Below are 16,187 nucleotides of genomic sequence, written 5' to 3' on the forward strand. Positions count from 1 at the left end.
TTATTGTTCTATTTGACTAAAAATCAGAAAAGTATGATTGTTTGTTTAGCGATAAAAGCTAATAGTGTAAAAAAACAAATGCAATTTAAACACTAAAAGAAGAACCGCAGCCACAAGTTGTTGTTGCATTAGGATTATCAACCACAAAACGAGAACCTTGTAATCCTTCAACATAATCAATGGTGCCACCAACTAAATATTGTAAACTCATGGGATCGATAACTAACGATACACCATTTTTTTCGATAGCTAGGTCATCTTCATTCACTTTTTCATCAAAGGTAAAACCGTACTGAAACCCACTACATCCACCACCAGTTATATATACGCGTAATTTTAGATTTGGGTTTTCTTCTTCTGTGACGAGTGATTTAACTTTATTAGCTGCCGCATCGGTAAAGTTAATCGGTAAAGCATCGCTCATATTCTTCTCCTAATATATTGATCTTTGCATTATATACTGTTGCCAAATAAAAATACAAAATAGAAAACTTCTATTAAATAAATTTTTAATAGCTAACTTGAATTTATTTTGATTTTATGAATAAATACAGCAAATTTTTATAGAGAGATTATTCCGGTTATGCTAAACACATTTAAATCAGAAAAGCTTTATCATCAAGCATTATCCGTTATGCCTGGCGGCGTGAATTCCCCTGTTCGTGCTTTTAATGGTGTGGGTGGCACCCCCTTATTTATTGAGCGAGCAAACGGCGCATACATTTATGATGTGGACGATAAGGCCTATATCGATTATGTAGGTTCTTGGGGACCAATGATCCTTGGGCATAACGATCCCGATGTTGCCAATGCGGTAATTAAAGCAGTGCGTAATGGTTTAAGTTATGGAGCACCAACCGAAATAGAAACCAAAGTTGCTAATTTAGTGACACAATTAATGCCTTCAATTGAAATGGTACGGATGGTGAATTCAGGCACTGAAGCAACCATGAGTGCTATTCGTGTAGCACGTGGTTTTACTGGCCGAGATAAGATTATTAAGTTTGAAGGTTGTTACCATGGTCATGCTGATTATTTGTTAGTTAAAGCGGGCTCTGGTGCTCTGACTTTCGGTCATCCAACCTCTCCAGGTGTGCCTAATGATTTTGTTAAACATACATTAGTTTGTGATTATAACAATTTAGAATCAGTCAAAAAACAATTTGAACAATATCCCAATGATATCGCCGCTATTATCATCGAGCCTGTTGCAGGCAACATGAACTGTATCCCAGCCAAAAAAGAATTTTTACATGGATTACGTGAACTTTGTGATGAATATGGCGCTTTATTAATTATTGATGAAGTGATGACAGGTTTTAGAGTCGCACTGGGTGGCGCTCAAGATTATTATGATGTTGTTCCTGATTTAACTTGTTTAGGAAAAATTATTGGTGGTGGTATGCCTGTTGGAGCATTTGGTGGTCGTGCTGATATTATGAGGCAATTAGCACCAACCGGGCCAATATACCAAGCTGGCACCCTGTCTGGTAATCCTGTTGCGATGGCAGCAGGATACACTACATTAACTAAACTAATGGAAGTTGGGATCTATCAAGAGTTAGCAGAAAAAACCGCACAGCTTGCTAACGGTTTATTGTCAGTTGCCCAAAAGCATAACGTGCCGTTAGTCGTAAATTATGCTGGTGCAATGTTTGGTTTATTTTTTACAACTGCTTCTGAAGTAAGCTGTTATCAAGATGTCATGCAATGCGATGTTGAATTATTCAAAAAATTCTATCATCATATGCTAACTGAAGGTGTTTACTTTGCACCATCAGCTTTCGAAGCGAGTTTTATGTCACTTAAGCACACAGACAAAGAGATCAATCACACCATTGATGCAGCAAGTCGTTTTTTTAGTAAATTAATTTAAAAGTATGACACTGTTTTATACACCAAGAGAACATTAAACGATTAAAATAGGTAATAATTATATGGTTAATCCACTTAAAGAAGGCGTAAAAGCACCTCAATTTTCGTTACCTGACCAAGATGGAGAGCAAATAAGCTTAAAAGATTTTAAAGGTCAACGAGTTTTAATTTATTTTTATCCTAAAGCGATGACGCCAGGTTGCACTGTGCAAGCTTGTAATTTGCGCGATTGTTCTGATGAGTTAAAAAAATATAATGTGACGGTTCTGGGTATCAGCACCGATAAGCCAGAAAAGTTATCTCGATTTGTTGAAAAGGAATTATTAAATTTTACATTGCTATCTGATGAAAATCATGAAGTTGCCCAAGCATTTGGTACTTGGGGCGAAAAAGAGTTTATGGGTAAAACCTATGATGGAATTCATCGCATTAGCTTTTTAATAGGTAAAGATGGAATAATCGAGAAAGTATTTGATAATTTTAAAACAACTAACCACCATGAAGTGGTTTTAGATTATCTTAAAAATCACAGCAAATAACTTTGATTAAAAGCAGATTAATGACTAATCTGCTTTTAGTTCACTATTGGCATTATTCAATTCATCCAGTTTTGGCCAAGCATTGATAATTGCTTTAACCAATGTTGCCAAAGGTATTGCAAAAAATATTCCCCAAAAGCCCCACAAGCCACCAAACACAATCACCGCCAAAATAATAACGAGTGGATGCAAGTTAAGCTTTTCTGAAAATAAACAAGGAACTAATAAGTTACCATCTAATGCTTGAATCAAAATATAGAAGCATAGCAAATAGCTAAATTCAGTAGTCAATCCCCATTGGAACAGCGCAATTAATACAACAGGAATACTTGAAATAATAATACCAACATAAGGCACTAACACAGATAATCCAACAAGTACAGCTAATAATAGTCCATAATCTAAACTAAAGTACCAAAAAGGAATATAAACACAGACGGTCAATATAATGATATGTAAAACATTACCAACAATATAATTAGATATTTGCATATCCATTTCCGCTGCAACTCTGTTTAAAATTGTACGATTTTTAGGTAGAATTTTTGAGCAATACCCGCAAATTTTGGCTTTGTCTTTTAATAAAAAAAACATCATTATTGGCACTAATACCGCATTAATTGTAATCGAAACCAGCCCAAATAAAGACACAATAGAAAATTGTAATAACGAATTACCTGTTTGCACAACTTTGTTAGTAACACCTTGGATAATCGAATCAAATAAACCAACATCGATTAATTCAGGATAGTGCTCTGGCAATGTAGTAATGAAATTGTTAGCGAAATTTAGCATGTTCGGAATATTAGTGATTAAGCTAATACTTTGCTGCCAAATTAATGGTAATAGAATCATAAAGCCAACTAAAACAATCATTAAAAAAAACAACAATACCATCACAACAGCCAGCGTTCTTGGTATGTTTTTTTTATGCAAAAAGTTAATTGGCCTATCAAGTAAATACGACAGTACAATAGCAATCAAAACAGGCAGAAGAATTTTATTAAAAAAATAGATGATAATAAATAAGCCAACAATCACAGCCATTAACGACACAACATGCGGATCGCTAAAACGTTTTTTATACCAATCTATAAACATTTTTAACATCAAACTCTCCTTTTGCTAAATTTTGGGAATAATAAACTTAAGTTAATTATTTTTTAAAACCACCTAATATACCACGGGTGATCTGTTTACCGATTTGATTGACGACTTGCCTAGTTGTACTTTTGACTATTTTCTGAGCCACACCATCATGTTGCCCACCTTTTGGACCTTGCTTGCCAAAAAGAAGTGTACTAAAAAAATCAATCAACCCACCGTGATTTTGTTTATTGCTTACCTCTTCTGTTTTGGCCTCGTTACTATTCGTATTTTGGCTAGGCAGGCTATCTAACAAAAATCCATTTTTCAATAATTCATAAGCAGATTGACGATCTAGCATTTGCACATATTTATTATAAAGATGAGATTGATGAACAATTAATGATAACTTATCTGGCGCCATTGCCCCCATCTTTGAACCTGGGGCAATAATATAGCCACGTTCAACTATGCTTGGACGGCCTTTTTCGTCTAGAAATGAAATAAGCGCTTCACCAACACCTAATTCCATTATTGCTTTTTCCGTATCAAAACTTGGGTTGGCACGCATGGTTTGAGCAGCTATTTTAACGGCTTTTTGGTCTTTCGGTGTAAATGCACGCAAAGCATGTTGTACACGATTGCCTAATTGCCCCAAGATTGTGTCAGGAATATCACTCGGGTTTTGAGAAGCAAAATAAATTCCGACTCCTTTAGATCGAATTAAGCGCACAACTTGTTCTATTTTTTCTAGTAATGCTGGTGAAATATTATTGAAAAGTAAATGTGCTTCATCAAAAAAGAAGACAAGTTTTGGTTTATCAAGATCCCCCACTTCTGGTAAATGCTCAAAAAGCGCTGACAATAACCATAATAAAAAGACAGAATATAATTTGGGTGAGCTATATAATTTTTCAGCCGATAAAATATTAATAATGCCACGACCTTGAGCGTTAACTTGTATTAAATCCTGAATATTCAGCATTGGTTCGCCAAGAAAAAACTCAGCGCCTTGTTGTTCTAGTGTTAATAAGCTACGTTGGATTGCTCCAATTGATGATAGCGAAATATTGCCATATTGCGTAGTAAATTGTTTAGCATTATCGCCTACAAATTGAATTAATGCTCGAAGATCTTTAAAATCAATTAATAATAGTCCTTTATCATCAGCAATTTTAAATATCAGTTGTAACACACCTGATTGAACATTATTTAAGTCGAGTAATCGACCAAGTAGAATCGGCCCTATATCTGACACGGTACTACGAACGGGAATGCCCTTTTCAGCAAACACATCCCATAATTCAATCGGTGATGCGTCTGGTTGCCAATTATCAACCTCAATGCTGGCTAAACGAGCCTGTAGTTTTTCAGATAGTATGCCCTTTTCGCCAATCCCCGTTAAATCACCTTTAACATCAGCAAGAAAAACTGGCACACCTATTTTTGAAAAACCTTCAGCCATTTTTTGTAATGTTACTGTTTTACCCGTGCCTGTTGCACCAGTAATTAAACCATGACGATTAGCCAATGCAGCAATAACAGATAAATCTTTGCCATGGCTTTTGGCAATTACAATCGACTCACTCATGCGGCACCCCTTTAGTAACTTTATGATTAAATTTGTGATTTAATTTATAATTCAACCTGTTTTATTATAAATAACAAAACAATGTAGCCATTTGTGCAATTTTTCTATTAATCCAACCAATAATATTGTATTCTGAATTAGCAATAGCTGCTATTGTTATTATTCTATCCAACCTATTATAAGGAGGCGTTATGTTTCCAGAATACCGAGAAATCATTTCTAAATTAAAAAATACTGATTTACGTTTTCAAAAATTATTCGATCAACACAATGAGTTAGATCAAAAAATTAAAAATATTGAGTCTGGCATTATTGTCAATACGACCGAAACTATAGAGGCATTAAAAAAGCAAAAACTTAAAATTAAAGACGAAATTTATGAAATTTTAAGAAAAGCGTCTGATACTCATTTAAACTTATAATTGAGCACAGTTCATCACGAATTGAAAAAATAGACTTTTATTATATTAAACGATTAAATAAAAACCCCAATAGTTTGGGGTTTTTTATTATATGTAAACTTAATTCATTGCACTAATTATTTAGCTTGTAATTGCTGCTGTGTCTTTTTTTGTTTTCGGCTTTTAATTAACATTATTAAATTTTTATGTGGTGTTTTCATAGATTATTTCCTTTTAGTTATAATTATAGGGCTAATAAAGTAGTTTTTAATACGATTTTATTATATGAGTTTTAAAATCGCTAAGCGATGTTAACATCGCCTAGCTGTTTCTAACAATTAGAACCACTGACCAAAACGTTTGATATAAATACGTTTCATCAATTGTGCAACACAGCAATAGCTAAACAAGGTTGCTAAAAGCCATGGAAAGTATGACCACGGTAATGGCTGTAATCCAATTAATCCACCCAATGGAGAAAACGGGATATAAATACCCACAGCCATAATTAACAAGGTCATCACAATCACAGGAAATGCAGCTGTGCTCTGCACAAATGGAATTTTTTGTGTTCTCAGCATGTGCACAACCAAAGTTTGTGATAACAACCCTTCAATAAACCAGCCTGAATGAAATAGTGATTGCGCTTCAACACTGTTAGCACTAAAAACAAACCACATTAGTGCATAGGTTGTAATATCAAAAATAGATGATGTTGGTCCAATCCAAATCATAAAACGTTTAATATTTAGCGCATCCCATTTACGCGGTTTTTGTAAAAACTCATCATCCATTTTGTCCCATGGTAATGAGAGTTGTGAAATATCATACAGCAAGTTTTGAATTAGTAAATGTATTGCTAGCATAGGTAAAAATGGTAAAAACGCACTAGCAACTAATACTGAAAAAATATTGCCAAAATTCGAGCTCGCTGTCATATTTAAATACTTCATGATATTGCCGAAAGTTTCACGTCCACATATTACACCTTCTTCTAATACCATTAAGCTTTTTTCAAGCAGGATAATATCTGCGGATTCTTTGGCAATATCCGTTGCGGTATCAACCGAAATACCAACATCCGCATCACGTAATGCTGGTGCATCATTAATACCATCACCTAAAAAGCCAACGGTATGTCCGTTTTCTTGCAATAATCGAATAATTCTTGATTTTTGCAACGGCGTTAATTTAGCAAAAATAGTATGTTGCTCGATTTGTATTTTCAGTTCAGTATCGTCCATTTTTTCAACTTCAGTGCCTAGCAACGGAACACCTGGTTCTAAACCGACTTCGCGACACACTTTAATGGTGATAATTTCGTTATCGCCTGTTAATACCTTAACTCCCACACCATGTTCACTTAATGCCGAAATGGCTTCAAGCGCACTTTCTTTTGGGGGATCTAAAAAGGTTAAAAAACCACGAATTGCTAATGCAGTTTCGTCTTGTACTGTGTATTGCGCTTTTGTATCGCTAGCGGGAATATCTTTAACACCCACAGCTAAAACTCTAAAACCCTCTTTGTTATAATCATGAGCTAAAGCAATTAACGCTTGTTTGCGGTTGTCATCTAATGGTAAATATTCACCATTTTCATAAACATAACTAGCTATAGATAACATTTCTTCAACTGCGCCTTTGCAAATCATTAAATGGTTATCACCACCATTTTGTACAACAACTGATAAACGGCGACGCACAAAATCAAACGGTAATTCATCAATTTTTTTATATAAACCAACCCCAACCCTTTTCATATTGGTCTTTTCTTCAGTAAAACGAATGATCGCTTTGTCCATCAAGTTTTTCATACCACTTTGATAATAGCTGTTAAGCCAAGCAAGTTCTAAAACCGATGAATCAACTTGACCATTGATATCAAGATGATGTTCTAAAATGATTTTATCTTGTGTTAAAGTACCAGTTTTATCGGTACACAAAATATCCATTGCACCAAAATTTTGAATGGCATTTAACCGTTTAACAACCACTTTGCGCTTTGCCATGCCAACAGCACCTTTTGCCAGATTGGCACTCACAATCATTGGTAACATTTCAGGCGTTAAGCCAACAGCTACCGCTAAAGCAAAAAGTGCAGCATCACCCCAATCATTTTTTGAAAAACCATTAATAAAAAAGACGATTGGCACCATAATTAACATAAATCTAATAAGTAACCAGCTAACGCTATTAACCCCCCGATCAAACGAGGTTTCAGCACGAGATCCTACAATCGATTTTGCCAATGAGCCAAAATGTGTATCGGCGCCAGTCGCAACGACAATAGCCGTCGCAGTGCCACTTACGACATTAGTTCCCATAAAACAGATGTTATTTACATCAAGTAAATTATCTTTACTAATATTGGATGCTTCAATATTATCAGTTGTTTTTTGCGTAACTGCACCTAATGTATCGTACTTTTCAACAGGAATTGATTCACCCGTTAAAACAGCTTGGCTAACAAATAAATCTCGCGACTCAATCAATCGAATATCCGCTGGGATCATGTCACCAGCAGATAAATAAACAATATCACCGGGAACAATTTCACTTAATGGAATTTCAATGCGTTCTGGGCTTATATCTTTATGTGCACGGCGCAACACGGTCGCTGTTGTGCGAATCATTGACTTTAACGCTTCAGCAGCTTTGTTTGATCTAAATTCTTGCCAAAAACGTAATAATCCACTCAGTGACACCATTGTTAGAATAATAATAATCCCTGTTAAATCCGTTTCTTCGCCATTTTGCAAAGGCAACCAGAAATCAGTCACAAAACTAACAGAGGCCAACGCTAATAATACAAATATAAATGGGTTATTAAATGCCATTAATAATTGCACTAAAATTGAGGGGACTTTTTCTCGTGCGACTTCATTTTTACCGTATTTTTCAATTCTTGATTTTGCATTTTCTTGCGTTAAACCTGAAAGGCTTGATTGAAATTTAGATAAAATACTATCGAGGCTACTTTGAGCTTCATTGATAGCTTTGATATCTACACTATTTTGTATTTTATGTTGTGATGTATTTTTTGTCATCTTACGTACCTATATTCATAATTTTGGCAAAAGTATGCCTACTCATTGTTGCCAAGTAACGATAAGTAATTGAATTTTGTGATAAGCTAAAATTTAGTGCATAACAAAATTAGCCCATAAGCTATTTTTTGCAGCTAACTTGTGCTGCTAATTTGTACAGCCAATGCTGAGCATTAAATTAGCCAATAGAATTAATTAAGAATTTAGATACAACTCGGTGGTTCTAAGTGTTTTTCTGAAAGGTGTAAAACACGCAGTATTAAGCCTTGCGCGCATTGATGTTTTGAATTTGTGTGATAGCGTGTAAAAAAATGCATATCGTTCACCGTTACCGTTTTATCAATTTCGGTTTGTGAACTGAAAAAATGATGATTCAGACAGGTTCATTAACCGATAATGATGTGTTTAAATTTATCGCCCCACATTTTGGGGTGATCCGATTGAGTGTCCATATTTCTCCTGTAAATTGAACTCTACACTTTGTATTTCAACTTTTCTTTACTCTTATTTTTAACTTATGTAATAGCTAAAAAGAAAGAAAAGCTTAAAAGGCGGGGGAATTTATACGCCTTTAGCAAACAGATGTCAACCCATAAAATAGCAAAAGGACGGCATTTACTAAAAAACAACACTTATGGGCTTTTTTATTTACATTATGATATAGAATCGATACCGCTCTTATCCAATATAAGTTACAATCACACTACGATAAATTAACGAGAATATGTTAAATGAACCCTTCTGAATTACTTTATGCTAACTGGTTCAATTTGGTAATTATCTTTGTTCTGTCTTTGGTTGCATTTATCTACAAAAAACGAACTAAAAATGAAAATTTTGATAATATCATTAAGTATGCCGATATTTTAGAAAAAGTGCCTCACTCAAAATATCAAATGGATTATTTAAATAACATCAAAAAGAAACTTATTTGGGAAAAAGTCTGCTTTTATAAATCAGGCAATATCAACAAAGAAAATATTGCTATTTCATTAATTAATGCTGATGCCCATAATCTAATTAAACTCACCCAATTAGATTTATTAACGCAATATTTTAAAATCGATAAAAACCACATTACACCACTTAAACCATATTTAATTACAGAAGTGTTATTTAGTGGCATTGCCTTTGTGTTTGCATTTATTATATTGCTGGCTAATATTATTACTATGCTAAGCTCACCTTGGATAATTGATATCATTATTGCTACTTTGACAGTCTTTATCATTGTGACCGCGCTGTTTCTTTTTGCTGTAGATCCCATAAAACGATTCAAAACCTACCTTTTAATTCTAAAAGACAACGCTTTTTTACAAAGAGCAAACGATGAACTAGCGAAAATAATTGAAGATAAAAATTGCTAATTAAATGATTAATAATCCGTTTATTATCAACTTGATAAACATTTCTATCCCTTTTTCTATTTTTATAAAATAATTAACCCAATTGCCAGCACTTTTTATATTTAAGGTAAATAATCGAAAAAAGACAAAGGCTAATAAGCAATAATATCAATTCGACAAAAAACGATGCTTATTAACTAAAAAATGCCGGTTACATAGCGCCAAGTAAACTTGTTAAAAAACAACAAAAAGCCGTCAAAAAAACCATTAACTCTATTTATTTTAACTTTCCTGGATTAAAACATGAAGTGCAATTTTAAACTCGGTAAAGTGAAGAAAGTAGAAAGGAACGACACCCGATTTTCATATTATTACAAGCTGGAAATAATAAAAAAGAGATAGTTACACCATGATATTCGGCCAGTTTATCTAAATAACGGGTAACTCTCCCTGCCGGTAAGCTTACTGCAATATCAATACCTAATGCCTCACGATTAAAGTCATCAATGACATTGAATGTCCTAAAGCGACGTTGATTATAGCTACTATCACTCATAAAATCCATTGACCAACATTCACCTTGTTTATTAGGAACCAATAGCCTTTCTGGGCTTCGTGGAGGAATGCGTTTTTTGCGCTTTACTCTGAGATTACGATTAAAGCATTTAGGAAATGCCCCAGCGTAAATGCCGGCCTGTGATAACATTCAACACCGAAACAATCACCGAATCATCCTGTAACTTAGCTTGATAATAGTAAGCACAACGGCTTAAGCCAACAATGGCACAACTCATAGCAATAGTAACTGAATGATTTTGTTGTAGTTGCTGTGCCCACGTTTTACGTGCCTTTGTGGGCACTAAAGCTTTTTTATGATTTCTTCCTGGCGCTGTGATTTTAAACTTAGCTCAGCAAACATCTGTTTAAGCTTACGGTTTTCCGCATCAAGTTCTTTTAGACGTTTGATGTCTGAAGTTTCCATACCGCCCTATTTTTCCCGCCATTTATAGAAAGTTGAATTACCCATGCCCTATTTACGACAGAGTTCCTTGACAGGAATACCTGATTCAGCTTCTTTTAAAATAGCTACGATTTGATCTTCAGTCATTTTTTTCATCATTGAATCCTCTTTTACTTTTATCATAGAGAATTTTCTACTTTTTGCTGTACTATTTTAGGGGATAGTTACAGTTCAGCGGCTCAATATGCGTCCTTCGACAATAGATTGTGAGATAAAAAGAAACTCAAAATATAATCAAGCATATGAAGCGGTGAAAAGGCGAAAAAACAGCGGTAATGGTAAGCCGATAGTAGCTTCGGTATGGCATCAAGTTGAAAAATACCTAATGCGTTATTACAACCCAGAGCATGTTTCTGTAGTGGTCAAGTATTTTTAAACACAAATTTAGGTTGTTCTGCAATAGTCGGCGGTAAACCGGTGTTAAAAGTATGTGGTCGCCTTTGGTTATAATAATTGAATAAGTAGCAGAATATGTCTTACTTGGCTTCAGCTAAACGACGATAACCACCCACGGAAACCTATTCACTTTTCAAACTACGAAACAAGCGTTCAGTGGGCGCATTGTCCCAACAATTACCACGACGACTAACACTTTGCACTATTCCATAACGACTAAGGCGATGCCTGAATGCAGCTGATAAATACTGGCAACCTTGGTCAGAATGGAACATTAAAGCTTTGAGTTTACCTCGTAAAGGCCAAGCCATGTCTAATGCACTAATCACTAATTGATTATCGGCTTTATCTGATACGCTATAACCCACTACCCGCCGAGCGTACAAATCGGCTACTATCGCCAAATAAATCCACCTGCCACCCGCCCAAATATAAGTGATATCACTTGTCCATACCTGATTTGGACTAGGCGGGTTAAAGTTCCGTGATAGCTTATTGAGCAGTTCAAATTGCTCCTTGGTTGCACGGTTGAAATGCCTTGCTTTGGGTTACTTACTGTATAATTTAGCCTCTTTAATTAATTTTCTCACTTTATAACGCCCCATCTTGATACCTTACTGGTTCAGTTTTGTGGTTATCGTTCGACTGCCTACTGAGTCTCTACTTTGTTTGAAGAGGATTTCAACCTGTTGCCGGCGTTGTTGCCTGATTTTGTTTTCCGGGCGCAAACGAGAGTTATAAAATGCTGCTCAATATACTGCAAATAATGCGCAGACAATATTTATTGGGTATTGCTCGCTTAACTGATGGCTCAACGCATATTTTTGTCTTCGTCCGACATGAAGAGAGCGGTAGCCTTTTTTAGTATTTTCTTCTCCAAGTCAAGTTGTTTTATCTTTGTCTCCATGGCTTGAATCATTTGTTGCTCACGGGTTAGTGCCTTTGATTTATGGTATAGCTATCAAACTCTGACTTTAACTGAGCAACCCAACGGCACATTGTTGTTTCGCCCCCATTGCTCTGTAGGCTTCCTGTACGCTGTACCCTTGCTCAACTACCAGTGCCGTTGCATCTCGTTTAAATTCTACTGTAAATTTTTGTCGGTTTGTTGTCATTATTCACCTCATTTTGATGATATTAGTTTACCACCTAATTGAGTGTCTTGAATTATTAATGAACAATTCAAACCTTATCTAAGGCGAAAAGGTAAAACCTACAGACATTGCAAGGTGCCTAGCATTGAAGGAGGTCGCCGATATAAACAAACGGCCAATTAAACAACACCCAAGTTATGTTGAAAGCCTGAAACTGCAAGGACATTGGGAGGGAGATACCATTTTATTAGCTGTAAAGACAAGCAAGCGTTGGTGACGCTCGTTGAACGCAAAACCGTGCTAGTATTAATTGAGCACATCAATAAACGCACCGCTTCCGAAGCGAGAGATATGATAGCAAAATGACTAACGCCGGTTAAAACACTACCTTTGATAATGGAGCCTAATTTAATTATCATCGTGCTATTGAATATTATTTAAATACCACCATATACTTTGCGATTCTTATAAAAGCGGGCAAAGCGACACAAATGAAAACACCAATGGCTTAATCCGTCAGTTTATACCTAAGTCATCGGCCATTTCGCTTGTTGACAACAGGCAGGTAATGAAAATACTATATTTATTGAACTCACGCCCAAGAAAACGGTATAAGTTTAAAAGCCAGCATTCTTTTATTCTAAGCCGTTAAGACGAATTGCGCTTCATGGTGTAATTTAAGTTTTTGCGTAAAATTATGGGTTACTGCGCTGCTCTTTGTTGTTTTATTGAAAAGCGCTTTTATTTGCAATAAAAGCTTTAAGCCAGCTTGTAAGCTGGCTTAAAGCTTTTTGAGCGAGAGCATGGTGCTTTTATCCTTTAGCTAACACCCTAGTCCCCCCCTTCCCTGCCTACCTACTAAAAGTTTAGTGTTATAAAGGCGGCGGAGGTGGTGAAGGCGGGTAGATGCAAAAGGCTTCGTGCTTATCATAAACATACTTACCATCAAAATAATCATGATAGACTCCGCCTTCAACTAAAACGGAGAAATGCTTAAGCTTACCACTTTTTGATAAATCAAAATCACTAGTCCAAACGGACCTTGACGCCGACATGACTCCATAATACGAATCCTGATATCCCCACTCTGGAAAAAATGAGCCTATGTTTCGCTGGGCGAAATAAATTGATGAATGTGGTTTAGCACTTTCTAATCTAGGGCGACAAGGGAACATAACGCCAAAATTCTTAAAATCCCAATGAGTCCAATCATCATCCACGCTAGGATCAACATTACATTTCGCGTTGGTAAGATCTTTTATTCTTGGCATACCATAGCCTATGCTATCACACCATGCGGCCTGTGATGAATACTCATCTACGAGTTGGTAGTTGTCAATTGAGTATCGATAAACAAACCACTTTTTCAAGACAAAGCCATATTTAATTACCGCATTTCCACTGTCATCATAACCCACTATTTCAAATGCCTCGCCCAAAGTTGGCTTGGCTACTGGACCTGGGTTATCCGAGCCTCCTTGACTTTCGGTCGCTACTGGACCTGTTAAAGTAACCTGAACGCCTCCAGCCCACTCTATTTCGTTCCAAACTGACTCAAAATCCACCAACTTGTTTGGATCTGTAGGTAATACTGCCACGCTGGCAGTTATACCGCCATGGCTGACCGGTGGCCAATTTAACGTGCTGGGATCAACTCCCGCTATATCTAAATAAAAATGTAGACCATTAAGCCCCGTAGATGGGAAGTTCAACTCATATGATGAAGGATCAGTACTTTGAACATAAAACCCACCTCTAAAGTATTCATCACCGTTATCCATGCGTTCATATTTATCCACCCATACACCAGGCAAGGGAGAGGGGGCAAACTCATCCTCATTATCTACATTACTCTCTGGATTTGCTCTTACAAACCTGACAAAAGGTGCTGATGACAGCATGATTGCATCAGTACGATTATTGTCACGAGGTAATGCATACAAATCCCATGAAAATGGCAATGATAACAACAGTGGCAACGCCAGCAGGACTTTTGCGGCAAATTTTGAGGATAATTTAAGCGATAACTTCGAAAATATAAACGAGCTAAGGCTAAAAATTCGTCTAACAGCATTATTTGAAAGATATATGGCACAAGGCTGCCAGTGCCGATGTCTAGAATGATACAACATTACATTCCACCTTTAAAGTAAATTTTCGTTTCATTTTTACTTTTTGCCCACTAAGTGAACTTATTTTTTAACGTTGAAATTATAGTCTTTCAAAAATATTTAGCTAGTTTTTTTGTTAATTTTTTGTAAATTTTTTAATGCATGGAGTGTGATTGAAAGTCACCATGCTAAAGCGGGTTAGATCCGTTATTTTTAACTTTAAGTTTTTGTTGTTAATTTTAGATTTAATTGATTATTGGCATATTATGGCGCCAAGAGAAAGGTAATAGTAGATTAGTGATGATAAAAAAGGGCACATTTCCGCACTTAAAAATCAGTAAAAAAACATTGATTTTATTAAGTTTTTACTTGATATTTTCGCGAGAGATTATGGGTTACTGCGTTGCTTTTTGTTGTTTTATTGAAAAGCACTTTTGTTTGCAATAAAAACACTTAGCCAGCTTGTAAGCTGGCTTAAAGCTTTTTGAGCGGCGTATTGTACTTTTGCCCTTTTATCCTTGGCCTTCCCCTCCTATACTCAAGACTAAGGATTGACGCAAAGAGCCGTCACCCAGCTATCATTCTCAAAACTTCTACCATAAGTGACGTTACCTTCGGGAGCAACGACAAAATAAAAACGACGACCTCGTGTTGTCGTCAAAGAATCACTAGTCCAGACATATTCATCATTACATCTGGAGCCACAACCAGCGAATCTGAGATAGCCCCACTCAGAAATGAATGGTCCTATGTTTCGTTGGGCAAATTCATTAGGTGAATGTGGTGTGGCACTATCTATTCCTAAATTGCAGGGAAAATTAGCGTGATACCATGGATCGTACCCCCACGGATTATCTTCACATTGCGCGTTAGTCAGCTCTTCTATTGCTGGCACTCGATAACCTATACTATCACACCAATCGGCGTGTTCTTTTTGCCCTAACGCTACTCGATTCCCATCAACAGTCATGTAGCAACCATCGTATCCATAACATTTTCGAAAGACAAACCACTTTTGCAATTCAAAACCATATTTAATTACCGCCTTACCATCGCTATCATAACCCACTATTTCGAATGTCTGCGGTAAGGTTGGCAGGGTTACTGATGCTGGAGCGCTTGATAGTACTTGATCTTTGGTCGCCGCTGGTCCTCTTAATTTCACCTTGATACCTCCAAGAAACTCCCATGCATTTAGATTATAATTGTCTCTTGAATATGGAGGTACAAAACTCACGGTGGCTGTTATACCGCCATGCGTGACTGGTGGCCAATTTAACGTGCTGGGATCAACTCCCGCTATATCTAAATAAAAATATAGACCATCCATCCCCGTTCTTGGAAAGTTCAAATTATATGATGAGGGATCAACACTTCGAACAAAAAATCCGCCTTTAAAGACCTCATCATCCCACGCCCAGTTGGTAAAGTTGATATTATCAAATTCTTCTCTCCATATGCCAGGTAGAGCGGGAGGCCTCATACTATCCGCCTCATTACTTTCCCAAGTTGGCCTTGCAAACTTAACAAAGGGCGCTGGTGGCAGCATGATTGCATCAGTGCGATTATTGTCACGAGATAATGCATACAAATCCCGTGAAGATAGCAATAATAACAACAGCGACAACGCTAGCAGGACTTTTGTGGCGAGTTTTGAGGGTAATTTAATCGATAACTTCG

At 36.3% G+C, this 16,187-nt stretch carries 14 protein-coding genes and 1 pseudogene; 5 read left to right on the top strand and 10 right to left on the bottom strand.

What is annotated here, in order from left to right; all coding sequences use genetic code 11:
- Positions 1 to 85: 85 nt before the first annotated feature.
- Positions 86 to 424: an iron-sulfur cluster insertion protein ErpA gene (erpA, locus tag A9G40_RS10305; protein WP_034914816.1), complete on the bottom strand. Its 339-nt coding sequence runs from the start codon at positions 422 to 424 to the stop codon at positions 86 to 88.
- A gap of 159 nt (positions 425 to 583) precedes the next feature.
- Between erpA and hemL the strand changes: the two genes are divergently transcribed.
- Positions 584 to 1,876, top strand: coding sequence for a glutamate-1-semialdehyde 2,1-aminomutase (gene hemL / locus A9G40_RS10310; RefSeq protein ID WP_065582971.1), 1,293 nt, complete (start codon positions 584 to 586; stop codon positions 1,874 to 1,876).
- A 61-nt stretch (positions 1,877 to 1,937) separates the two neighbouring features.
- Positions 1,938 to 2,414, top strand: coding sequence for a thioredoxin-dependent thiol peroxidase (gene bcp / locus A9G40_RS10315; protein ID WP_065582972.1), 477 nt, complete (start codon positions 1,938 to 1,940; stop codon positions 2,412 to 2,414).
- Positions 2,415 to 2,438: 24 nt separating this feature from the next.
- Here the strand turns inward: bcp and A9G40_RS10320 are convergent, their stop codons facing one another.
- Together A9G40_RS10320 and A9G40_RS10325 are read right to left on the bottom strand one after the other, a co-directional pair.
- A complete protein-coding gene (locus A9G40_RS10320) occupies positions 2,439 to 3,524 on the bottom strand; it encodes an AI-2E family transporter (RefSeq protein WP_065582973.1) in 1,086 nt (361 codons plus the stop codon).
- A gap of 46 nt (positions 3,525 to 3,570) precedes the next feature.
- Positions 3,571 to 5,091 (bottom strand): helicase HerA-like domain-containing protein, encoded by a 1,521-nt coding sequence (locus tag A9G40_RS10325; protein ID WP_065582974.1) that lies wholly within the window; start codon positions 5,089 to 5,091, stop codon positions 3,571 to 3,573.
- Between the two features lie 191 nt (positions 5,092 to 5,282).
- On the opposite strand from A9G40_RS10325, the gene A9G40_RS10330 reads away from it, so the two are divergent.
- Complete coding sequence (locus A9G40_RS10330; RefSeq protein WP_065582975.1) at positions 5,283 to 5,513, top strand: YdcH family protein; 231 nt, start codon at positions 5,283 to 5,285, stop codon at positions 5,511 to 5,513.
- Positions 5,514 to 5,830: 317 nt separating this feature from the next.
- Here the strand turns inward: A9G40_RS10330 and mgtA are convergent, their stop codons facing one another.
- A complete protein-coding gene (gene mgtA, locus A9G40_RS10335) occupies positions 5,831 to 8,539 on the bottom strand; it encodes a magnesium-translocating P-type ATPase (RefSeq protein ID WP_065582976.1) in 2,709 nt (902 codons plus the stop codon).
- Between the two features lie 731 nt (positions 8,540 to 9,270).
- Here mgtA and A9G40_RS10340 point away from each other — a divergent pair.
- Positions 9,271 to 9,906, top strand: coding sequence for a hypothetical protein (locus tag A9G40_RS10340; protein WP_065582977.1), 636 nt, complete (start codon positions 9,271 to 9,273; stop codon positions 9,904 to 9,906).
- A gap of 295 nt (positions 9,907 to 10,201) precedes the next feature.
- Here A9G40_RS10340 and A9G40_RS14760 read toward each other — a convergent pair whose 3' ends face one another.
- The 3 genes from A9G40_RS14760 to A9G40_RS15530 are packed head-to-tail and all read right to left on the bottom strand — an operon-like array spanning position 10,202 to position 10,867.
- Complete coding sequence (locus A9G40_RS14760; RefSeq protein ID WP_141675244.1) at positions 10,202 to 10,591, bottom strand: hypothetical protein; 390 nt, start codon at positions 10,589 to 10,591, stop codon at positions 10,202 to 10,204.
- The gene (locus tag A9G40_RS10350; RefSeq protein WP_065582979.1) at positions 10,551 to 10,745 is read right to left on the bottom strand and encodes a hypothetical protein; all 195 of its coding nucleotides are present in this window, start codon (positions 10,743 to 10,745) and stop codon (positions 10,551 to 10,553) included. Before A9G40_RS10350 ends, A9G40_RS14760 begins: the two co-directional genes overlap by 41 nt.
- A complete protein-coding gene (locus A9G40_RS15530; protein ID WP_255307310.1) occupies positions 10,745 to 10,867 on the bottom strand; it encodes a hypothetical protein in 123 nt (40 codons plus the stop codon). Before A9G40_RS15530 ends, A9G40_RS10350 begins: the two co-directional genes overlap by 1 nt.
- Positions 10,868 to 11,090: 223 nt before the next feature.
- Between A9G40_RS15530 and A9G40_RS10360 the strand changes: the two genes are divergently transcribed.
- Positions 11,091 to 11,282: a hypothetical protein gene (locus tag A9G40_RS10360; RefSeq protein ID WP_065582980.1), complete on the top strand. Its 192-nt coding sequence runs from the start codon at positions 11,091 to 11,093 to the stop codon at positions 11,280 to 11,282.
- On the opposite strand, the pseudogene A9G40_RS10365 reads toward A9G40_RS10360, so the two are convergent.
- From A9G40_RS10365 to A9G40_RS10380, 3 genes and pseudogenes are all read right to left on the bottom strand, one after another.
- A pseudogene (locus A9G40_RS10365) lies at positions 11,269 to 12,417 on the bottom strand (IS3 family transposase). The gene A9G40_RS10360 and the pseudogene A9G40_RS10365 overlap by 14 nt on opposite strands.
- A gap of 851 nt (positions 12,418 to 13,268) precedes the next feature.
- On the bottom strand, positions 13,269 to 14,375 hold the full coding sequence (locus A9G40_RS10375; protein ID WP_141675245.1) for a hypothetical protein: 1,107 nt from the start codon (positions 14,373 to 14,375) through the stop codon (positions 13,269 to 13,271).
- A gap of 676 nt (positions 14,376 to 15,051) precedes the next feature.
- Entirely contained in the window at positions 15,052 to 16,116 is a 1,065-nt protein-coding gene (locus A9G40_RS10380; protein ID WP_141675246.1) for a hypothetical protein, read from the bottom strand.
- Between the last annotated feature and the right edge of the window lie 71 nt (positions 16,117 to 16,187).

This window comes from Gilliamella sp. Nev3-1 (assembly GCF_001690435.1).
Classification (GTDB): domain Bacteria; phylum Pseudomonadota; class Gammaproteobacteria; order Enterobacterales; family Orbaceae; genus Gilliamella; species Gilliamella apicola_C.